Origin of the sequence: Streptomyces sp. NPDC058741, assembly GCF_042746715.1 — a bacterium.
In the GTDB taxonomy this organism is placed as follows: domain Bacteria; phylum Actinomycetota; class Actinomycetes; order Streptomycetales; family Streptomycetaceae; genus Streptomyces.
The window spans coordinates 21,411-41,997 of sequence record NZ_JBHYQH010000044.1; the positions used below are offsets into that span (position 1 = coordinate 21,411).

General features: G+C 72.4%; 17 protein-coding genes and 3 pseudogenes. 10 read left to right on the forward strand and 10 right to left on the reverse strand.

All coding sequences use genetic code 11. From position 1 onward, the window contains the following. Positions 1 to 614: 614 nt before the first annotated feature. The gene (locus tag ACFW6P_RS27005; RefSeq protein WP_386358501.1) at positions 615 to 2,009 is read left to right on the forward strand and encodes a glycoside hydrolase family 16 protein; all 1,395 of its coding nucleotides are present in this window, start codon (positions 615 to 617) and stop codon (positions 2,007 to 2,009) included. Between the two features lie 54 nt (positions 2,010 to 2,063). Here ACFW6P_RS27005 and ACFW6P_RS27010 read toward each other — a convergent pair whose 3' ends face one another. Beyond that, positions 2,064 to 2,951 (reverse strand): helix-turn-helix domain-containing protein, encoded by an 888-nt coding sequence (locus ACFW6P_RS27010; RefSeq protein WP_386358503.1) that lies wholly within the window; start codon positions 2,949 to 2,951, stop codon positions 2,064 to 2,066. A 211-nt stretch (positions 2,952 to 3,162) separates the two neighbouring features. Here ACFW6P_RS27010 and ACFW6P_RS27015 point away from each other — a divergent pair. The 7 genes and pseudogenes from ACFW6P_RS27015 to ACFW6P_RS27045 form a co-directional block, all read left to right on the forward strand. Further along, a pseudogene (locus ACFW6P_RS27015) lies at positions 3,163 to 3,315 on the forward strand (hypothetical protein); the annotation flags it as partial. A 7-nt stretch (positions 3,316 to 3,322) separates the two neighbouring features. Continuing rightward, positions 3,323 to 4,406, forward strand: a pseudogene (gene tal / locus ACFW6P_RS27020) (transaldolase). Continuing rightward, the gene (gene zwf, locus ACFW6P_RS27025; RefSeq protein WP_386358507.1) at positions 4,403 to 6,127 is read left to right on the forward strand and encodes a glucose-6-phosphate dehydrogenase; all 1,725 of its coding nucleotides are present in this window, start codon (positions 4,403 to 4,405) and stop codon (positions 6,125 to 6,127) included. The pseudogene tal and the gene zwf overlap by 4 nt, the downstream one beginning before the upstream one ends. Beyond that, positions 6,124 to 7,059, forward strand: a complete 936-nt coding sequence (gene opcA / locus ACFW6P_RS27030) for a glucose-6-phosphate dehydrogenase assembly protein OpcA (RefSeq protein ID WP_386358509.1) — start codon at positions 6,124 to 6,126, stop codon at positions 7,057 to 7,059. The genes zwf and opcA overlap by 4 nt, the downstream gene beginning before the upstream one ends. Continuing rightward, positions 7,052 to 8,704: a glucose-6-phosphate isomerase gene (gene pgi / locus ACFW6P_RS27035; protein WP_386425090.1), complete on the forward strand. Its 1,653-nt coding sequence runs from the start codon at positions 7,052 to 7,054 to the stop codon at positions 8,702 to 8,704. Before opcA ends, pgi begins: the two co-directional genes overlap by 8 nt. Position 8,705: 1 nt before the next feature. Further along, positions 8,706 to 9,590 carry a phosphogluconate dehydrogenase (NAD(+)-dependent, decarboxylating) gene (gene gnd, locus ACFW6P_RS27040; protein WP_386358512.1) on the forward strand — a complete coding sequence of 295 codons (885 nt, stop codon included), beginning with the start codon at positions 8,706 to 8,708 and terminating at the stop codon, positions 9,588 to 9,590. Positions 9,591 to 9,595: 5 nt separating this feature from the next. Further along, positions 9,596 to 10,186 (forward strand): histidine phosphatase family protein, encoded by a 591-nt coding sequence (locus ACFW6P_RS27045; protein ID WP_386358514.1) that lies wholly within the window; start codon positions 9,596 to 9,598, stop codon positions 10,184 to 10,186. 224 nt (positions 10,187 to 10,410) lie between these two features. Here ACFW6P_RS27045 and ACFW6P_RS27050 read toward each other — a convergent pair whose 3' ends face one another. Both ACFW6P_RS27050 and ACFW6P_RS27055 read right to left on the reverse strand, forming a co-directional pair. Further along, on the reverse strand, positions 10,411 to 10,800 hold the full coding sequence (locus ACFW6P_RS27050; protein ID WP_386358516.1) for a VOC family protein: 390 nt from the start codon (positions 10,798 to 10,800) through the stop codon (positions 10,411 to 10,413). Further along, positions 10,797 to 11,090 carry an ArsR/SmtB family transcription factor gene (locus tag ACFW6P_RS27055; protein ID WP_386358518.1) on the reverse strand — a complete coding sequence of 98 codons (294 nt, stop codon included), beginning with the start codon at positions 11,088 to 11,090 and terminating at the stop codon, positions 10,797 to 10,799. The genes ACFW6P_RS27050 and ACFW6P_RS27055 overlap by 4 nt, the downstream gene beginning before the upstream one ends. 377 nt (positions 11,091 to 11,467) lie before the next feature. Between ACFW6P_RS27055 and ACFW6P_RS27060 the strand changes: the two genes are divergently transcribed. Beyond that, positions 11,468 to 12,697, forward strand: a complete 1,230-nt coding sequence (locus tag ACFW6P_RS27060) for a serine hydrolase domain-containing protein (RefSeq protein WP_386358520.1) — start codon at positions 11,468 to 11,470, stop codon at positions 12,695 to 12,697. Between the two features lie 15 nt (positions 12,698 to 12,712). On the opposite strand, the gene ACFW6P_RS27065 is transcribed toward ACFW6P_RS27060, so the two are convergent. Then, a complete protein-coding gene (locus tag ACFW6P_RS27065; protein ID WP_386425093.1) occupies positions 12,713 to 13,774 on the reverse strand; it encodes a saccharopine dehydrogenase in 1,062 nt (353 codons plus the stop codon). Between the two features lie 175 nt (positions 13,775 to 13,949). Next, complete coding sequence (gene ribA / locus ACFW6P_RS27070) at positions 13,950 to 14,609, reverse strand: GTP cyclohydrolase II (RefSeq protein WP_386358523.1); 660 nt, start codon at positions 14,607 to 14,609, stop codon at positions 13,950 to 13,952. Positions 14,610 to 14,649: 40 nt separating this feature from the next. On the opposite strand from ribA, the pseudogene ACFW6P_RS27075 reads away from it, so the two are divergent. Further along, positions 14,650 to 15,369: pseudogene (locus ACFW6P_RS27075) on the forward strand (creatininase family protein); the annotation flags it as partial. Here the strand turns inward: ACFW6P_RS27075 and ACFW6P_RS27080 are convergent. From ACFW6P_RS27080 to ACFW6P_RS27100, 5 genes are all read right to left on the reverse strand, one after another. Further along, positions 15,255 to 16,592 (reverse strand): lysylphosphatidylglycerol synthase transmembrane domain-containing protein, encoded by a 1,338-nt coding sequence (locus ACFW6P_RS27080; protein WP_386425095.1) that lies wholly within the window; start codon positions 16,590 to 16,592, stop codon positions 15,255 to 15,257. The pseudogene ACFW6P_RS27075 and the gene ACFW6P_RS27080 sit on opposite strands and share 115 nt — an antisense overlap. Before the next feature lie 113 nt (positions 16,593 to 16,705). Continuing rightward, positions 16,706 to 17,785: an SAM-dependent methyltransferase gene (locus ACFW6P_RS27085; RefSeq protein WP_386358527.1), complete on the reverse strand. Its 1,080-nt coding sequence runs from the start codon at positions 17,783 to 17,785 to the stop codon at positions 16,706 to 16,708. Beyond that, on the reverse strand, positions 17,782 to 18,981 hold the full coding sequence (locus ACFW6P_RS27090; protein WP_386358528.1) for a glycosyltransferase family 4 protein: 1,200 nt from the start codon (positions 18,979 to 18,981) through the stop codon (positions 17,782 to 17,784). The genes ACFW6P_RS27085 and ACFW6P_RS27090 overlap by 4 nt, the downstream gene beginning before the upstream one ends. Next, positions 18,978 to 19,376, reverse strand: a complete 399-nt coding sequence (locus ACFW6P_RS27095; RefSeq protein ID WP_386358530.1) for a 6-pyruvoyl tetrahydropterin synthase family protein — start codon at positions 19,374 to 19,376, stop codon at positions 18,978 to 18,980. The genes ACFW6P_RS27090 and ACFW6P_RS27095 overlap by 4 nt, the downstream gene beginning before the upstream one ends. Positions 19,377 to 19,571: 195 nt before the next feature. Then, the gene (locus ACFW6P_RS27100) at positions 19,572 to 20,552 is read right to left on the reverse strand and encodes a zinc-binding alcohol dehydrogenase (protein ID WP_386358532.1); all 981 of its coding nucleotides are present in this window, start codon (positions 20,550 to 20,552) and stop codon (positions 19,572 to 19,574) included. Between the last annotated feature and the right edge of the window lie 35 nt (positions 20,553 to 20,587).

The following is a 20,587-nucleotide window of genomic DNA, read 5'->3' on the forward strand; positions in this document are numbered from 1 at the left end:
CGCCGACTGGACAGCGCCCCTCCGACCTAGTGCGGCCATGCTAGTCATCCGGTGGGCCGGTCCGATCAGACGAGCTGGTTCCTGGAACGAAGAGACAAGGTCGTCGCGAAGTGGTCGTCACGGCCGCGCGCAATGGTAATGGAACGAAGCCGTACCGGCCCCTCGATACGCGGCGATCAAGACCGTCTCTGAGAGCAGCTCGGCGCAACCTCCCTCCGTTCGGGCAATTTTCGAGACCACGGGTCACCCGGAGAGGAGGGATATTCGGCCAACTTCGCATGGCACCTTGCCGGCTCGGTTTCCGCAATGCGCCGTTCGCCCCCTCTCCACCTCCGAGACCCACACACATTCATCACATCTCTGTCCGCCGTGAAGGGCGGAGGACGTCCGGCCGCACCCGCCACCCCACGACCCGCAGCCCGAACACCTTTGTCCTGAAGGGGGGTTCAGGCTGTGCACCCACGGGACCTCACGAACTTCACACAGCTTCACCTCTTGACGCCCCGGAGCCGGTGCAGCACATTGACGGCACCCTGAGAGCGCTCTCACCTCTCAGTCCGAGAGCAGCGCTCCCCCTCCCCGCACACCCCTCCGGAACCGAGAGGCCCCCCCACATGAGCGCCACCTCCGGCACCTCCCGCAGACCCCGCCCCCTCCGGCGCGCGTTCGTCGCCGTCGTCAGCACCCTCGGCCTCGCTGCGGCCGCCTCGGCGGTCGCCACCGCGCCCGCCGACGCCTCAGCTCCCCCGCCGCCGTCGGGCTGGACGCGGTTGTTCGTCGACGACTTCGACGGCCCCGCCGGCAGCGGCGTCAACACCTCCCGATGGCAGTACGCGACGGGCAAGAGCTACCCGGGCGGCCCGGCCAACTGGGGCACCGGCGAGATCGAGACGATGACCAGCAGCACCGACAACGTCTCGCTCGACGGCAACGGCAACCTCCGCATCACGCCCCGGCGGGACGCCGCAGGCAACTGGACCTCCGGCCGCATCGAGACCAACCGCACCGACTTCCAGCCCCCGGCCGGCGGCAAGCTCCGCGTGGAGTCGCGCATCCAGGTCCCGAACGTCACCGGCGCCGCCGCCAAGGGCTACTGGCCCGCCTTCTGGATGCTCGGCGGCCCCTACCGCGGCACCTACTGGAACTGGCCGGCCGTCGGCGAGCTGGACATCATGGAGAACACCCAGGGCATGAACACGGTGTTCGCCACCATGCACTGCGGCACCTCGCCGGGCGGCCCCTGCAACGAGACCAGCGGCATCGGCGGTTCCACCACCTGCCAGGGCACCTCCTGCCAGGCGGGCTTCCACACGTACCGGATGGAGTGGGACCGCTCCACGAGCGTCGAGGAGATCCGCTTCTCCCTCGACGGCGTCACCTACCACACCGTGCGCGCGAACCAGGTCGACGCGACGACCTGGCGCAATGCCACGGACCACGGCTTCTACGTCATCCTCAACGTGGCGATGGGCGGCGGCTTCCCGGACGCGTTCGGCGGCGGCCCGGACGCGGGCACCCGGCCCGGCCACGCGATGGTCGTCGACTACGTGCAGGTGCTGTCCTCCGGCGGCGGCACCACGCCTCCGCCGACCGGCGGCCGCGACGCCTACGGCACCATCCAGGCCGAGTCCTACGACGCCCAGTCCGGGGCCATGACCGAGACGACCACCGACTCGGGCGGCGGCCGGAACGTCGGCTCGCTGGCCAACGGGGACTGGCTGCAGTTCAAGGGCGTCGACTTCGGCTCCACGGCGGCCCGGCAGTTCAGCGCCCGGCTCGCGAGCGGCGCGGCGCCCGGCGTCAGCGGCCTGGTCGAGGTGCGGCTGGACAGCCGGAGCAACCCGCCCGTCGGGAGTATCGCGGTGGGCAGTACCGGGGGCTGGCAGTCCTGGCGGACCGTTCCCGCGAACATCAGCTCCGTGACCGGCACCCACGACGTCCATCTGACCTTCACCAGCGGCCAGCCGGCGGACTTCGTGAACGTCAACTGGTTCACCTTCGGGCGCTGACCGGCCCGGCGAGGGGCTTCGCGCACGCACGCGTGGAGCCCCTTTCCGCTGCCCTCAGCGCAGATCCGCGCGGAACGCCGCCGGGGTCCGGTCGGTGTGCTGCTGGAAGAACTTGGAGAAGTTGGCGGCGTCGGCGAAACCGACCGCCGCGCCGACCCGGCCGATCGGCAGGTCGGTGTGCGCGAGGAGGCGTTTGGCCTCCAGCACGACACGCTTGTCGATGAAGGCCTTCGGGGTCTCGCCGGTGGCGGCGCGAACCGCGCGGACCAGGGTGCGGCGGGAGTAACCGAGGCCGTCCGCGTAGGCGCTGACGCTGTGGTTGGTGGCGAAGTCCCGCTCCACGGCGTCCCGGAAGAGGGTGAAGGTGGAGTCGGACTGCCGGCGCACCGCCTCCGCCGAACGCGCCGCGAGATGCGCGAGACGCAGCAGGAACGCCGTCAGGGTGTGGCGCAGGACGGCGGTGTGCAGGCTCGGTGGCAGGGAGGCCGTGTCCTCGTACTCGCGCCGCAACTGGCCCAGTCCGGCCCGCAGGGCGTCGAGCTGTGCCGCGTCGGGGCGGAGCAACGGCGGCAGGTCGTAGCGGTACAGGCCGGTCGCCTCCACCGTCGAGCGGGGCAGAAAGCCGGGCTGCATGGTCAGCACCGTTCCGCGGTACTCGCTGCTGCGCGAGAAGCGGTGGACCTGCCCCGGGCGGATCCACAGCAGGTCTCCCGCCGTGGCCTCGTACTCGGTGAAGTCGATCATGTGCCGGACCGGGCCCTCGCCGAACAGCATCACGACGTGGAAGTCGATGCGGTGCACCCGCTCCAGCGGCGCGTCGGCGTGCCAGGTGCGGCCGGTGCCCATCGGGCCGACCTGCATGCCGACTCGTCCGACGCTCAGCTCGACCGGGAAGGGGAACGTTCTGATCCCGCCGCCGCCTTGGGCGCCTCTGTCCGCCATCTCCGCCATCTCCGCCTCGTGCCGTCCCGCCGATGTGCCGCGGCCAGCCGTGCCCTGCCGTGCCGTGCTGGGCCGTGCTGGGCCGTGCTGTTCAGGGGTGTCCCACTTTCACCACAGGCTGGCACACGGGGACCTTCCCGCAAATAAGTCAGACTTTTAGTTTTGGACGCGTCAGACCAGCCCCTTCGCTTCGTTCGAGGACTTCTTGAAGATGAGCACGCAGACAGCGGACGGCTTCGAATGGACCGACCTCGACCGGCGCGCGGTCGACACCGCCCGCCTGCTGGCGGCCGACGCCGTGCAGCGGGTCGGCAACGGTCACCCGGGCACCGCGATGAGTCTGGCGCCGGCCGCCTACACGCTCTGAGGGCGTGTCGATCCGGCTCGACGACCTGTCACGCCGGCGGATCGAGTCCGGCGACCTGGCGGAGCTGGTGGCGACCCGGAACGTCGTCGGCGTCACCACCAACCCGTCCATCTTCCAGGCCGCCGTCGGCTCCGGGGAGGGCTACGAGGAGCAGCTCGCTGACCTCGCCGTACGGGGCGTCGCCGTGGACGAGGCCGTCCGGATGATGACGACCGCCGACGTGCGGGCCGCCGCCGACGTGCTGCGGCCGGTGTTCGACGCGACCGGCCGCCGGGACGGCCGGGTCTCCATCGAGGTCGACCCCAGGCTGGCCCACGACACGGTGGCGACCGTCGCCGAGGCCCGCCGGCTGGCCTGGCTGGTGGACCGCCCCAACGTGATGGTCAAGATCCCGGCGACGAAGGCGGGCCTGCCCGCGATCACTGAGGTGATCTCGGCGGGTGTCAGCGTCAACGTGACGCTGATCTTCTCCCGGGAGCGTTACCGCGAGGTGATGGACGTTCGTCTCGCCGGCCTGGAGAAGGCGCAGGCGGCCGGCCTGGAGCTGTCGGCGATCCACTCGGTGGCGTCGTTCTTCGTCTCCCGGGTCGACTCCGAGAGCGACAAGCGGCTGACGCCGCTGGGCACGGACGAGGCACTGGCGCTGAGGGGCCGGGCGGCCCTGGCCAACGCACGGCTCGCCTACGAGGCGTACGAGCAGGTCTTCGCGGGCGCGCGCTGGCGGGCCCTGGAAGGCGCCCGCGCGCACCGGCAGCGCCCCCTTCGGGCCTCCACCGGTGTGAAGGACCCCGCCTACGAGGACACCCTGTACGTGGACGAGCTGGTCGCCCCCGGCACGGTGAACACGATGCCGGAGGCCACGCTGAACGCCGTCGCGGCGCACGGTGACGTCCGGGGCGACACCGTCAGGCGCGGTTACGCACAGGCCCGGGCCGACCCTGGCGGCAGTCGATCGGCTCGGCATTGCATACGACGGGGTGGTGCGGCAACTGGACGACGAGGGAGTGGCCACGTTCGAGGTGGCATGGCAGGACCTGCTGGACACGGTCACCAAGTCCCTCAACAGCAAGGGAGCTGACGCGGAATGAGCGAGGGGATCCCCCGGACGGCCGAGCGGGAGACGAAGGAGCCCGAGGAGGACAAGGAGACCCGGGCGGCACAGGAGGCGGCCGGGGTCGAGCAGACCGGGGTGAGCGGCGGCGCTGCCGGGGCGGGCGGCACCGGCGCCCCGGCCGCGACCGAGGGCGTCCGGGCGGGCGGCGCTCCCCGCACGGCGCAGGGCGACACCCGCTTCGAGAACCCCCTGCGCGACCCGCGCGACCGCCGGCTGCCGAGGATCGCGGGCCCCTCCGGGCTCGTCATCTTCGGCGTCACCGGCGACCTGTCCCGCAAGAAGCTGATGCCGGCCGTCTACGACCTGGCCAACCGCGGCCTGCTGCCGCCGGGCTTCTCGCTGGTCGGCTTCGCCCGCCGGGACTGGGAGGACCAGGACTTCGCGCAGGTCGTCCACGACGCGGTGCGCGAGCACGCCCGGACCCCTTTCCGCGAGGAGGTCTGGCAGCAGCTCGCCGAGGGCATGCGGTTCATCCCCGGCGACTTCGACGACGACACGGCCTTCAAGCAGTTGCGCGCCGCCGTCGAGGAACTGGACGCCTCCCGGGGCACCAGCGGCAACTACGCCTTCTACCTCTCGGTGCCGCCGAAGTTCTTCCCCAAGGTCGTCCAGCAGCTGAAGAAGCACAAGCTGGCGGACGCCCCCGAGGGGTCCTGGCGCCGCGCGGTCATCGAGAAGCCGTTCGGGCACGACCTGGAGTCGGCCGAGGAGCTCAACGCGATCGTGCACGACGTGTTCGACCCGGAGCAGGTCTTCCGGATCGACCACTACCTCGGCAAGGAGACCGTCCAGAACATCCTGGCGCTGCGTTTCGCCAACCAGCTGTTCGAGCCGGTCTGGAACCGGTCGTACGTCGACCACGTGCAGATCACCATGGCCGAGGACATCGGCATCGGCGGCCGGGCCGGCTACTACGACGGCATCGGCGCCGCCCGCGACGTCATCCAGAACCACCTGCTGCAGCTCATGGCCCTCACCGCCATGGAGGAACCGGCGGCGTTCGACGCCGCCTCGCTGCTCACCGAGAAGCTGAAGGTCCTCAAGGCCGTGCGGCTGCCGCAGGACCTGGGGGCGAACGCCGTGCGCGGGCAGTACGCCGCGGCCTGGCAGGGCGGCACGAAGGTGCGCGGCTACCTGGAGGAGGACGGCATCGACCCGGCGTCCACCACCGACACCTTCGCGGCGATCCGGCTCCAGGTTGACAACCGCCGCTGGGCGGGCGTGCCGTTCTACCTGCGCACCGGCAAGCGGCTGGGGCGCCGGGTGACGGAGATCGCGGTCGTCTTCCAGCGGGCCCCGCACTCCCCCTTCGACTCCACCGCCACCGAGGAGCTCGGCCAGAACGCGATCGTCATCCGCGTCCAGCCGGACGAGGGCGTCACGGTCCGCTTCGGCTCGAAGGTGCCGGGCACGTCGATGGAGATCCGGGACGTGACGATGGACTTCGCCTACGGCGAGTCGTTCACCGAATCGAGCCCGGAGGCGTACGAACGGCTGATCCTGGACGTCCTCCTGGGCGACGCGAACCTGTTCCCGCGCCACCAGGAAGTGGAAGAGTCCTGGAAGATCCTCGACCCGATCGAGCGGTACTGGGCCACGCACGGCCGGCCCGCTCAGTACGCCTCGGGCAGCTGGGGACCCGCGGAAGCCGACGAGATGCTCGCACGAGACGGACGGAGCTGGCGCAGGCCATGAAGATCGACCTGACCGACACCACGGCAAGCAAGGTCAACAAGGCGCTCGTGCAGGGCCGCCGCGCCATCGGGACGCCCGCCGTGGGCATGGTCCTGACGATGGTGATCGTCACGGACGAGGAGAACGCCTACGACGCGATCAAGGCGTCCGAGGAGGCCTCCCACGAGCACCCCTCGCGCACCCTGGTCGTCATCAGGCGGCACGCCCGCACCGCGCGCGACCGCCAGTCCTCCCGGCTGGACGCCGAGGTCCGGGTGGGCGCGGACGCGGGCACCGGGGAGACGGTGATCCTGCGGACCTACGGCGAGGTGTCCGAGCACGCCGACTCGGTCGTCCTGCCGCTGCTGCTGCCGGACGCGCCGGTGGTGGTGTGGTGGCCGGTGGACGCCCCCGAGGTGCCGGCGAAGGATCCGCTGGGGGCGCTGGCCCAGCGGCGGATCACCGACCTGTACGCCGTGGAGAACCCGCTGGAGACGCTGCAGGCCCGGGCCCGTGCCTACGCGCCCGGCGACACCGACCTCGCCTGGACGCGGCTGACGCCCTGGCGTTCGATGCTGGCTGCGGCACTGGACCAGGCCCGGGTGCCGATCACCTCGGCGGCCGTGGAGGCCGAGGCCGAGAACCCGGCCGCGGAGCTGCTGGCCCGCTGGCTGGAGGCCCGGCTGCACGTCCGGGTCGAGCGGGTGGTGACCGCCGGCCCGGTGGTGACGGCCGTGCGCCTGGGCACGGAGTCGGGCGAGATCGTCATCGACCGCCCGGAGGGCCCGCTGGCCACGCTGTCCCTGCCGGGCCAGCCGCCGCGCACCCTGGCGCTGAAGGTCCGCGCCACCTCCGAACTCATCGCCGAGGAGCTGCGGCGCCTCGACGCCGACGAGATGTACGCCATCGCCCTGAACGGCGAGGCGACCGAGGAGACCCCCGCCCATGTCTGACTCCCCCCGGCTCACGCGACGGCCCGAGTGGGCCGCCCTGGAGGACCACCGCGCGGACGCCCTGCCGCGGCCGACCCTGCGTGAGCTGTTCGCCACCGACCCCGGCCGCGCCGAACGCCACGTCGTGCGCGTCGGCGATCTGCGCATCGACTACTCCAAGCACCTGATCACCGACGAGACGCTGGCCCTGCTGCAGGAACTGGCCGCCGCCACGGATGTGTTCGGGCTGCGGGACGCCATGTTCCGCGGCGAGAGGATCAACACCACCGAGAACCGGGCCGTGCTGCACACCGCGCTGCGGGCGCCCCGGGACGCCGTGATCGAGGTCGACGGCGAGAACGTCGTACCGGGCGTGCACGCCGTGCTCGACAGGATGGCCGGCTTCGCGGACCGGGTGCGCTCGGGCGAGTGGACCGGGCACACCGGCAGACGGATCCGCAACGTCGTCAACATCGGCATCGGCGGCTCCGACCTCGGCCCGGCCATGGCCTACGAGGCACTGCGCCCGTTCACCGCGCGTGAGCTGGGGTTCCGCTTCGTCTCGAACGTCGACGGCTACGACCTGCACGAGGCGATCAGGGACCTGGACCCGGCGGAGACGCTGTTCATCGTCGCGTCCAAGACCTTCACCACCGTCGAGACGATCACCAACGCGACCTCGGCGCGCTCCTGGCTGCTCGACGGCCTCGGGGGCGACGAGAAGGCGGTGGCCCGGCACTTCGTGGCGCTGTCGACGAACGCGGAGAAGGTCACCGGGTTCGGCATCGACGCCGAGAACATGTTCGAGTTCTGGGACTGGGTCGGCGGTCGGTACTCCTACGACTCCGCGATCGGCCTGTCGCTGATGATCGCCATCGGCCCGGACCGGTTCCGGGAGATGCTCGACGGGTTCCGCATCGTCGACGAGCACTTCCGCACCGCCCCCGCCGAGGCCAACGCACCGCTGATCATGGGCCTGCTGGGTGTCTGGTACGGCAACTTCCTCGACGCCCAGTCGCACGCGGTGCTGCCCTACAGCCACTACCTGTCCAAGTTCACCGCCTACCTCCAGCAGCTCGACATGGAGTCCAACGGCAAGTCGGTGGACCGCGACGGCCGCCCGGTGGAGTGGCAGACCGGGCCGGTGGTGTGGGGCACGCCGGGCACCAACGGGCAGCACGCCTACTACCAGCTGATCCACCAGGGCACCCAGCTCATCCCGGCGGACTTCATCGGCTTCGCCCGCCCGGTCGGCGAACTGAGCGACGGCCTGAAGGCGCAGCACGACCTGCTGATGGCGAACTTCTTCGCCCAGACGCAGGCCCTCGCCTTCGGCAGGACGCCCGAGGAGGTCCGGGACGAGGGCGTGCCCGAGGAGCAGGTGCCGCACCGCACCTTCAGGGGCAACCACCCGACCACGACGATCCTGGCCACCGAACTGACCCCGTCGGTCCTCGGCCAGCTGGTCGCCCTCTACGAGCACAAGGTGTTCGTGCAGGGGGCGCTGTGGAACATCGACTCCTTCGACCAGTGGGGCGTGGAACTCGGCAAGGTCCTCGCCCGGCGCGTCGAGCCCGCCCTGACCGAGGGCGCCCACGTCCCCGGTCTCGACCCGTCCACGGCCGCGCTGGTGGCCGCCTACCGCAATCTTCGGGAAGTGAACTGACATGCAGATCGGTCTTGTGGGTCTCGGCAAGATGGGCGGCAACATGCGCGAGCGCCTGCGCAACGCCGGCCACACCGTCATCGGCTACGACACCGACCCGGAACGGTCCGACGTGGCCAGCCTGGGCGACCTCGTCAACCGGCTGGAGGCGCCGCGCACGGTCTGGGTCATGGTCCCGGCCGGCCACCCCACCCAGCACGTCATCGACCAGCTGTGCGGCCTGCTCAAGCCGTGGGACACGGTGGTCGACGGCGGCAACTCACGCTGGACGGACGACGAGAAGCACGCCGAGGAGCTGGGCAAGCACGGCATCGGCTTCGTCGACGCGGGCGTCTCCGGCGGCGTGTGGGGACTGGAGAACGGCTACGCCCTGATGGTCGGCGGCGAGAAGGAGACCGTCGACCGGCTGCGGCCGATCTTCGAGGCGCTGAAGCCGGCGGGCCCGTACGGCTTCGTCCACGCGGGCAAGGTGGGCGCCGGGCACTTCGCGAAGATGGTCCACAACGGCATCGAGTACGCCATGATGCAGGCCTACGCCGAGGGCTGGGAACTGCTGGAGGCCGTGGACTCGGTGGACAACGTCCGCGAGGTGTTCCGCTCCTGGCAGGAGGGCACCGTCATCCGCTCCTGGCTGCTCGACCTCGCGGTCGACGCGCTCGACGAGGACGAGCACCTGGAGAGCCTGCGGGGCTACGCCCAGGACTCCGGCGAGGGACGCTGGACGGTGGAGGCCGCGATCGACAACTCCGTGCCGCTGCCCGCGATCACCGCCTCCCTGTTCTCCCGGTTCGCCTCCCGGCAGGACGACTCCCCGCAGATGAAGATGATCGCGGCGCTGCGCAACCAGTTCGGCGGGCACGCCGTCGAGTCGGCGAAGAAGGCGTAACCGGCGTGGGCGATCTGCTGCTGGTCCGCCACGGCGAGACGGAGTGGAGCCGCAGCGGACGGCACACCAGCTTCACCGACCTGCCCCTCACCCCGCGCGGTGAGGAGCAGGCCGGGTCGCTGGTCCCGCTCCTGGCGGACCGTTCCTTCGCACGGGTCCTCACCAGCCCCCTCAGGCGCGCGGCGCACACCGCCGAACTGGTCGGCCTGACGGGCGCCGAGCAGGACCCGGACCTGCACGAGTGGCACTACGGCGCCTACGAGGGCGTCACCACCGAGGAGATACACCGCACCCGCCCCGGCTGGGACCTGTGGGCCGACGGCGCCCCGCCCGGCCCCGGCGGCGAGCCGGGCGAGTCCCCCGAGGAGGTCGGCGAGCGCGCCGACCGGGTGCTGTCCCGGGTGACGGCGGCGCTGCCCGAGGGTGATGTCGCGCTGGTGGCCCACGGCCACTTCCTGCGTGTCCTGACCGCCCGCCGGCTGGGCCTGTCCCCGGCGGAGGGCCGGCTGTTCCGCCTGGAGACCGGCACGGTCTGCCGGCTGTCCACGGAGCACGGCAGGCCTGTCATCGAGGAGTGGAACATTCGGCCGCAATAAGGCCTGACCGGAGGCGAGTTGCCAGTATCCGGCCGGGCACGTCAGAGTCCCCGTCGATGCGGATCGACGACTTGACGCCCGCCGAGCAGCGGGTCCCGGACGCCTTCCCCCCGGGGCGGGGACGTGGACTTCCGGAAGCGGGAGGACGAGGACCCCGGCCCCGGGCGGCGTCCGCTCCCCGGGCGGGGTCGCGTGTTCCGCGGGCCCGCCCGCGGGCGCGGCGGCTACGCCTTGGTGTGCACGATCTGGATGAGGTTGCCGCAGGTGTCGTCCAGTACGGCCGTGGTGACCGAGCCCATCTCCAGGGGCTCCTGGGTGAACCGCACCCCCAGCCCGCGCAGCCGCTCGCACTCCGCCTGGACGTCGTCCACCGCGAAGGACGCCGCCGGGATGCCGTCCTCGACCAGCGCCGTCTTGTACGGCTGCACCGCGGGGTGCCCGGACGGCTCCAGCAGCAGCTCCGTCCCGTCGGGGTCCTCGGGCGAGACCACGGTGATCCAGCGGGCCTCGCCGACGGGCACGTCGTGCTTCTTCAGGAAGCCGAGCACGTCCGTGTAGAAGCGCAGGGCCCGCTCCTGGTCGTCGACGAAGACGCTGGTGATGTGGATCCTCATGAGGTGCCCTCCGGTTCCTCGGGCTTGAGCCATCGGGTCATGACGGCCTCAAGGGGTGCGGTGTTCAGGTCGTGGAACTTGTAGCGGCCCTCGCGCCGCGTGACGACGAGACCCGCCGACTCCAGGACGGCCAAGTGCTGGCTGATCGCCTGGCGGGACAGCCCCAGTCCGTGCTTGGTCGCCAGGCGGGTGCAGATCTCGAACAGGCTCTGCCCGTCCCGCTCCACCAGCTCGTCCAGGATGCGCCGGCGGGTGGGGTCGGCCAGCGCCTTGAAGACATCCTCCGCCACGCCCCCACGATAGGCAAGTAACGACTTGCCTATCAAGCGCGCCCGGTGGTCCCAGTCGCCGCCGTGGACTGCGGCACGAACGCGATCCGGCTGCCGGTCGCCGACGGTGACCAGGCCACTCCGCCGCGGGTCACGCCCCCGTGAATCGTCGCTCCCACACCGCGCCCGGCAACCGGGCGGCCGGGCGGCCGGGGACGGCACCCCGGGGACGGCACCGGCGGAGCCCGCCGCATAGCCCTGCGCTCCCCGGGGGGTGATCAGGCCCGCTGGCCTCCCGCTGCGCGATCATGAAGAGTTCCTGCACCACGGAGGGGTCGGAGGTGGTCCGTGCGGGGTATGCCGGATCCCACCTCGACGAGCGCGACGGAGGAAGAGCGATGGCACAGCTGCGACAAGAGGCCGACCCGGACGAGGCCGGTATGGATCCGCGGGCGCTGGCCCGACTGGACCGGCACTTCGCCGGCCTGGTCGACGAGGGGCGGCTGCCGGGCTTCCTCGTCTCCCTCGCCCGGGGCGGACGCGTCGCTCACCTCACCACGTACGGCCGACGGGACATCGCGGCCGGGCTCCCGGTCGAGCCCGACACGCTGTGGCGGTTCTACTCCATGACGAAGCCGGTGACGGCGGTCGCCGCGCTGTTGCTGGTCGAGGAGGGCGGGCTCGGGCTGGACGACCCCGTCGCCGACCATCTGCCCGCCTTCGCCGAGCCGCGGGTGTATGTGAGCGGCTCGGGCGCCGAGATGCGCACCCGCCCCGCCGCGGACCCGATACTCGTCCGGCACCTGCTGACCCACACCTCGGGTCTGACCTTCGGCTTCTACCACTCCCACCCCGTCGACGCCCTGTACCGCGCGGCCGGTCTGGAGTCGTCGGTGCCGCCGGGTGCCGACCTCGCCGAGACCATCGAGGTGTACGCGAGCCTGCCGCTGCAGTTCGAACCGGGCACCCAGTGGAACTACTCCGTGGCGAGCAACGTCCTGGGCCGGGTCGTCGAGGTGGTGTCCGGGCAGCCGCTCGACGCGTTCCTCGCCGAGCGGATCTTCACCCCGCTCGCCATGGACGACGCGGGCCTGTACATCACCGAGGAACAGGCGCCCCGGCTCTCCGAGATGTACGGGGAGAAGGAGGGCGGCGGCATCGAACCCGTCCCGGGGCTGCCCCTGCGCGGCCGGCCGCGGTTCCTGTCGGGCAGCGGCGGGATGGTGGCCTCCGCGTACGACTACCACCGCTTCATGGAGATGCTGCGCCGGCGGGGCGAACTGGACGGAGTGCGGCTGCTCGCCCCCGAGAGCGTGGAGCTGATGACCCGCAACCACCTGCCCGGCGGCGCCGATCTGCGGGCCTTCGGCAGCCGTCCGGCACACGACGAGCCCGGCAACGACGGGATCGGCTTCGGCTTCAACTGCTCCGTGGTGATCGACCCGTCCCGCAATCCGGTGCCGTCCGGGCCCGGCGCCTACGGCTGGAGCGGGGTCGCCACGACGACGTTCTGGGTGGACCCGGGCCGCGACCTCACGGTGCAGTTCCTGACGCAGGTGCGCCCCAGGACCTCCCACACGGTCTTCAAGGACCTCAAGCGGATGGTCCACGAGGCGCTGACGGACTGAACCTCCCGCCCGCCGTCAGGTGCCGAGGGAGCGCTGCACGTCCAGGCCGTGTGCGCGGCAGGCCTCCCGGAACCGGTCCAGACAGCGTCCCCACGGCCCGGACACACCGAACTCCAGCAGCTGGGGCAGCAGGGCGGCCGAGAAGTCGGTGCTGGACTCCAGCGGCAGCAGGGAGGGCAGGTTGTCGATGGCGATCAGGTCGAGCGGGGGCGCCTCGCGCAGCCGGCGCACCGGTGCGTCCCAGTCGGTGGTCTCGTCGTACACCGGCAGGACGTTGAGCGGGGAGCCGACGTCGCAGGTCACATCGCACAGGGTGCGCAGGCGGCGGTCCGGGGCGTCGAGGTCCCGCTCCCGCAGGAAGGGCGGGACCGGGGTGGTGGCGAGGACGGCGTTGACCATCACGTCGTGCCGGAGCAGGGCCCGGCGGTCCAGGTCGCGGGTCTCCTCGAGGTCCCAGCAGGTCGGGTCGGCACCGGCGGTGGCGAAGGCCGCGCGCGCTCCGCGGCCGCTGCGCCCCAGGGCGCCGATGACGAGGCCGGTGAACTCCGGGTCGCCGGGAGCGGGTCGGAGCGTCTCGTCCAGCACGTCCTCGGTGGTGGGCGTCAGCGGTGCCCGCAGCCGGCCCCGGTGCTGCAGCACGGCCAGGGCGGCACCCAGGTAGCCGGCCCAGAAGCCGAAGGCGGCCAGCCGCCGCCCGGTGTCGTCCACCAGGTACTCCAGGTCGAACAGCGCCCCGCCCCCGGCGGCGAACCGGCCCAGCAGGTCCGCCGCCCCCGGCTGGCCCTTGTAGGCGTGGCCGAAGAAGATGTGGCGGTGCGTCAGTCCGGCCGGTCCTTGGGGCAGTTCCTTGAGACCGAGCACGACGGCGCCGGCCGGGGCGGACACCCAGGAGCCCGCGGGGGCGACACGGCAGCCGGCCGCCTCGTACTCCTCGATCGGGAAGATCCGCTGCGGGGACTCCTCGACGGTCAGGTCCACTCCGTTCCCTACGAGCCGCCGGGCGTCGTCGGGAACGAGCGGCGTGCGTCGCTCGGTCGTGCGAACCTCGTGGCGCAGCCACAGATGGAGCTCGGTCATACCGGGTGGGCCTCCGGACGTGAGGCGCCGGCCGCCGCCTGCGGCCGGCGCTCGAGGGGTCGGTCGGTCACGAAGCGTACGCGGCCCGACTGCGCGGCGCGCACTGGTCGCAGGCGGCTCGTGTACGGATTCGCCCCCGGGTCACGTCGTGGAGGGCCGGTACCGGTCCCGGGTCTCAGGAGGAGCTGAGCACCGCGTCCAGGTGCGGCAGGTGGTGGTCGAGCCGCTCCCGCTTGGTGCGCAGGTAGGTGATGTTGCTCTCGCACGGCGGGATGAGCAGCGGCACCGTCTCGGCGACGCCGATGCCGTGGCTCACCAGCGCCTCGCGCTTGCGCGGGTTGTTTGACATGAGGCGCACCGAGCGCACGCCGAGGTCCTCCAGGATGCGGGCGGCGACACCGTAGTCGCGGGCGTCGACCGGCAGGCCCAGGGCCAGGTTGGCCTCGACGGTGTCCAGGCCCTCCGCCTGCAGGGCCATCGCACGCAGCTTGGCGAGCAGGCCGATGCCGCGGCCCTCGTGCCCTCTGAGGTAGACGACGATGCCGGCGCCCTCGCTGACGACCGCGCGGAGGGCGGCGTCGAGCTGGTCGCCGCACTCGCAGTGCCGGGAGCCGAAGGAGTCACCGGTCAGGCATTCCGAGTGCAGTCGTACGAGGACGTCGTCCGTGCCGATCTCGCCGTGGACCAGGGCCACCTGCTCGTCGCCCCGGTCGTGGTCCATGTAGCCGATCGCCTGGAATTTCCCGTACACCGTGGGCAAGGGCGCATTCACGACGCGCTCCACGCCGGCCCGCTGCGGTGACTTCTTGCCGAGTACGCCAATGTTGTCTGTCATGATTCTCGAGTTCCTAAAAGAGACGAAAGGCCGTGACGTGATGAGTGATCTGGTGCCGGCGGACACCACGGAAGACGTACGGACGCGGGGCGCCGGTGTCTCACGGCAGGTCGCGTTGCTTCCCGTGGGGAGCTTCGAGCAGCACGGTCCGTACCTCCCGCTGGCGACCGACACGCTCGTCGCCTGTGCCGTCGCGCGGGAGTTGGCCGGCGCGTACCCGGTGCGCCTCCTTCCTCCGGTGACGATCTCGTGCTCGCACGAGCACGCGGCCTGGCCGGGGACCGTCAGCATCTCCTCGGTGACCCTTCATGCGGTGGTGAGGGACATAGCGGATTCGCTCCGCCGGTCCGGCGTCGACGCCCTGGTGGTGGTCAACGCGCACGGCGGGAACTACGTACTGGGCAACGTCGTTCAGGAGGCCTCCGCGCGCGGTGAGCGGATGGCGCTCTTCCCTGCCGCCGAGGACTGGGAGACGGCGCGCGAGCGTGCGGGTGTGGTCACCTCGCTGCTCTCCGACATGCACGCGGGGGAAATCGAGACCTCCATTCTTCTGCACGCTCATCCCGAAATGCTCCGACCCGGTTACGAGACGTCCGATTTCGTCGCTGACGACCGGCGTCATCTGCTCACGCTCGGCATGTCCGGCTATACCGATTCCGGTGTCATCGGCCGTCCTTCACTGGGTTCCGCGGAAAAGGGGAAGGAGCTCCTGGCGAGCCTGGTGGATTCATTCGGGGCGTATTTCTCGTTGCTGACCTCCGGGAACCCGGAAGCGTAGGGACTCCGGGGCGCGCAGCCGGCGTCCGGGTCCGCCGCGGCCCGGGTGGCCCGGTCCTCGCCGCGCAGGCCCGCGTACCAGCGGGCGACGAGCACGATCACTCCGGGCAGGCTCGCCACGAGGCAGAGCACCCCGTAGACGACCGCGACGGCCAGTCCCCGGCCGGCGCCGAGGCCCGCGGCGCCGAACGCCCAGGCGGTGACGCCCTCCCTGGGCCCCCAGCCGCCGACGTTCAGCGGCAGCCCCATCGCCAGCAGGGCGAGCACCGCGAGCGGCACCAGGACGGCCACCGCGGCGGCGGTCCCGGCGACCCGGGCGGCGAGGACGAACAGGGCGACGTGACCTGCCAGCACAACCACCGAAGAGGCAACCACTCCGGGCCCGTTGCGACGGGACAGCAGCCCTTCGCGTGCCTCGGCGAGGACCGCCCGCACCTTCCGGCCGCGGCGTGAGGGCACCGCCCGGTTCATCCGCACGGCGAGGACGACGGCGAGCGCGCCCACCGCCGCCAGGGCGGCGAGCGGGGCGATGTGCCGGACCTCGGCGAGCACCGGCGACGGCATGGTCAGCAGGACCACGGCTCCGACGGCGAACAACGCGACCTGCCCGGCGGCGCGTTCGAGGAGGACGGCCTTCACTCCCCGCCGCACGTCGCCCTCGCTGCGCCCGTGCCGCACGGCCCGGTGCACGTCGCCGAGCACCCCGCCGGGCAGGACCGCGTTCAGGAACAGCGCGCGATAGTAGTCGGCGACGGCCGCCCCGAACGGCAGCCTGATCCTCAGCCCCCGGGCCACCAGGGCCCAGCGCCACGCGCTGCACACGGTGGTGACGAGCCCGATCCCGAGCGCGAGCAGCAGGGTCACACCGTCGATCCGGCGCAGCCCGTCGAGGAAGAAGCCGGTGCCCAGGCGCCAGAACAGCACGCCCAGGATGGCGACTCCGGCGACGGTGCCGAGATGCGTGCGGACCCTCGGGGAACCGAGGCGCGTCAGGGCCTTGCGGACGGGGCCGGACGAGGAGGCGGCGGCGGGGTGGTCGCGGGAGTCGTCCGCGTCGGTGACGGGCGACGGGGTCTCGGGGCCGGGAACGGGAACCGGAACGACCGGAAAGGCGGTACCGACCTCGACCAGGGAGGCGGTCTCGGCCGGCGGCAGGGCGCCCGCCGCGACCGGCGCCGGGGCAGCGGACTCGATCGTTGCGTCCACGCTCGGGCCCGGTACGGTCGCCTGGCCCACGCCCGCACCAGCGCTGCCGGGTTCCGGCGGCCCGGCACCCCGCGCGGGCGCCGGCCGGGGGCGCGTTCCCGTCGCCTGGGGGCTCATGAGACTCCGTCCGCCGGGCGGCACAGGGCGAGGAGGTCGGTGTGGTGGACGGTGACGTGCAACTCGCCCGCCGCACAGGCCTTCAGACGCTCGGCCAGGTAGACGTCGGCGTCGGCACGCAGCTCGGGGCGCTGCTCGACGGCCGCGCCGACCCAGCCGCGGAGCCACTGCTCGGTGAGGGCGGCCTGCTCGGGGCCGAGCCGCCAGGGGCTCGGGTGCAGCCTTACGGTCGCGCCGTGCTCGGAGAACACCTCGGCCGCGGCCGTGACCGCGTCCGGGCCGAGCAGGCCGTCGCGGCGCTGGTGGTCGTTGAACGCCCGGGCGATCTCCTGGTCCAGCGGGTGGGACGGGGTCAGCTCCACGCTCCCCGCGACGGACAGGGTCAGCAGCGCGGGGGCGCCGGCTCCGGCGCAGGTGGCGGCGAGCGTGCCGAGTTCCTCCTGGGTGAGGACGTCCAGCAGGGCGGAGGCGGTCACCAGGGACGCGCCCTGCAGGGCGTCGGGGGTGAGACGGGCGACGTCACCGCGCCGCGTCTCCACGCTGACCCGGCTGCCGTCGGCCGCCGAGTGCGGGGAGGCGACGGCGGCGAAGTGCAGCAGATAGGGGTCGCGGTCGTGCAGGATCCAGTGCTGGGCGCCGTCCAGGCGGGGCGCGAGCCAGCGCCCCATCGAGCCGGTGCCGCAGCCCAGGTCGTGGATGACGACACCGGACTTTCCGGGCAGGTCGGCGAGCCGGATGCGCAGCGGGTCGAGCAGGTCGTGCGCCCGGGCCGAGGCGTCGGCGGGCTCCCTCAGCTGCAGCCACTCGGGCGCGTAGCGGGGCGGGTCGTCGAGCCCGGCCTCGCGCAGCTTCACGGTGGGCCGGGTGCCGGGCCCGCCGCTGGGGCCGGCGCCCGGGATGACACCGTCGCCGCTCCGCCCGTCGGGGCCGGTGAGGGCTTCCTCATCCGGTCCGGGCCGGCCGGTGCCGCCCGGTCCTGCTCCCCGGGTCACGCCGTTCATCGACTCGGCCGCCTCCCTCGGTCCGGGCTGGGCCGGGATCGCCCCGCTCTGCTGGGTCGTCGCCGGGTTCGTCATGCGGCCCTCCGGGGTTCGGTCGGGAGCCGGCGCAGTACCGCCGCCAGGCTCTGTGCGGTCGTCGCCCAGCCGGCGAGGGCGGCGCGACGGCTGCGGGCGGCGGCCTTCAGCCGGCGCCTCCCGTCCGCCTCGCCGAACCAGCCGCGCAGTTCGGCGGCGATGGCAACGGGGTTCTCCGGCGGGACGAGGATGCCGGGCACCCCGCCGTCGGGGGCGCGGCCGACCGCCTCGGGGAGTCCGCCGACGTCCGTGGCCAGGACGGGAATGCCCCGGGCCAGCGCCTCGGTGACGGCCATCCCGTACGTCTCTGCGTACGAGGTGAGGACCATCAGGTCGGCGGTGGAGTAGCTGGCGTCCAGCGCGGCGCCGGACTGCGGCCCGGCCAGCTCCAGCCGGTCCTGCAGGCCGTGCCGCGCGATGAGGGACCGCAGATGGGCGACGTACTCCGGGTCCTGGGTGAGACCGCCGACGCAGACGCAGCTCCACGGCAGGTCCTTCACCGTGGCCAGCGCCTCCACCAGCCGGTGCTGGCCCTTGCGCGGGGTCACGGCGGCCACGCACAGCAGGCGCGACCTGCCGTCGGTGCCGGGCGCGAGGGGCGCGATGTCGGCGCCGGGCGCGGCGACGTGGACCCGCTCCGGGGGCAGGCCGTGGTGGGAGACCAGGCGGCGGACAGCCCAGTCGCTGGTGGCGATCACCGCGGGGACCGCCCGCAGCACCGTCCGCTCCCGGGCGTCCAGTTCGGCGGCCACGACCGCGTCCAGCCCCGTCTCGTCGCCCAGCGGCAGGTGGACGAGGACGGCCATGCGCAGCCGGTCCGCCTCCGGCACCACGATCTCCGGGACGCCGCAGGCCACGAGCCCGTCCAGCAGGACGGCGGCCCCGTCGGGCAGGCCGGCGAGCGTGCGGGCGAGTTCCGTACGGGCGGCGGCGTCCGGCCGGGGCCAGTCGCCGGCCACGAGGTGCTGGGTCACCTGCCAGCCGAAGCCGGGCAGGTCCAGGCAGACGCGCCGGTCGTAGGCGTTGCCGCCGCTCGGCGCCGTCGGGTCGTCGACACCGCCCGGCAGCACGAAGTGCACGGTGCGCAGGGACATGGGGATGATCTCGGCGTTCTTCAGGGAGGCGTGCCCCACCCGAACGTAGTCCAGGCGTGCCGGTCCGGCCTGCCCCGGCCGCTCGATCGTCGAGTCGGTCACAACGCACGCTCGTAACTCGCCCAGGCGATGTGCGACTCGTGCAGGCTGACGGTCAGGCCCGCGATGCCCTTGGCGCCCTCGCCGAGCGCTCCCTTGTGGATCCGCTCGGCGAGCCGGTCGGCGATGACCTTGGCGAGGAACTCCGTCGAGGTGTTGACGCCGGCGAAGTCGGGCTCGTCGTCGAGGTTGCGGTAGTTCAGTTCGCTGACGACCGCACCGAGTTCCTGGGTGGCCAGCCCGATGTCGACGACGATGTTGTCCGCGTCCAGCTGTTCGCGCCGGAAGGTGGCGTCCACCAGGAACGTGGCGCCGTGCAGGCGCTGCGCGGGTCCGAAGACCTCGCCGCGGAAGCTGTGGGCGATCATGATGTGATCGCGGACGGTGATGCTGAACAACGGACGACCCTCCAGGTGCGGCGCGTCGGCTCCCCCGCTGTCGACTGCCGGGGATGCCGGGTAGTACGGCTCCTTGCCTTCCCCCGTTCAGCGCCCGCTACGTCTTTTCTCAGGTCAGGCGCTCGCGTCGGAACGATCTCGTACCGGATGGAACGAATCGGCAGCCGATGCGCTCCTCGCACTCCTCGTACGTGGTCAGTCCCCCTGGTCGTAGCGGACGCGGTGGCAGAGCGCCGGGATCGCGCCGGACGCGAGCTTCGGCAGCACGTCCGGCAGTTCCTCGAACGCCGACTCACCGGTGACGAGCGCGTCCAGCGCCGGGTCGGCGAGCAGGTCGAGGGCGACGGCGAGCCGGTCGGCGTAGGTGCGCCGGGGGCGGGCCGGGGAGACGGTGCCGACCTGGCTGGAGCGGATGACGAGCCGCCGGGAGTGGAAGGCCTCGCCGAGCGGCAGGCTGACCCGCCGGTCGCCGTACCAGCTGAGCTCGACGACGGTCCCCTCGGCGGTGAGCAGTTCCAGGGAGCGGGCGAGGCCCTGCTCGGTGGCACTGGCGTGCACCACCAGGTCGCAGTCCCCCGCGGCGTCCTCGGGTGCGGCGAAGACGACACCGAGCGCCTCGGCGACCTCGGCGCGGGACGGGTCGGCGTCGACCAGCTGGACGCGCACACCGGGGAACCGGGCGAGCAGCGCCGCCACCGAGCAGCCGACCATGCCGCCGCCGACGACCGCGATCCGGTCGCCGACCAGGGGCGCGGCGTCCCACAGGGCGTTCACGGCGGTCTCCACGGTCCCGGCGAGCACGGCGCGTCCGGCGGGCACGGAGTCCGGCACGGGCGTCACGGCGCTCGCCGGCACGACGTACCGGGTCTGGTGCGGATAGAGGCAGAACACCGTACGGCCGACGAGCGCGCCGGGCCCCCGCTCCACCACTCCGACGTTGAGGTAGCCGTACTTCACCGGCCCCGGGAAGTCGCCCTCCTGGAACGGTGCCCGCATGGCCGTGTGCTGGCTGACGGGCACCCCGCCGCGGAAGACGAGCGTCTCCGTGCCACGGCTCACGCCGGAGTACAGCGTGCGGACCAGCACCTCCCCCTCGCCGGGGTCCGGCAGGGCGACGTCCCGGATCCCGCCTCGCCCGGGCGAATCGATCCAGAACGCGCGACCGGTGTGCGTCATCGAAGTCCTCCTGAACGATCGGGAAGCCGCTTGCG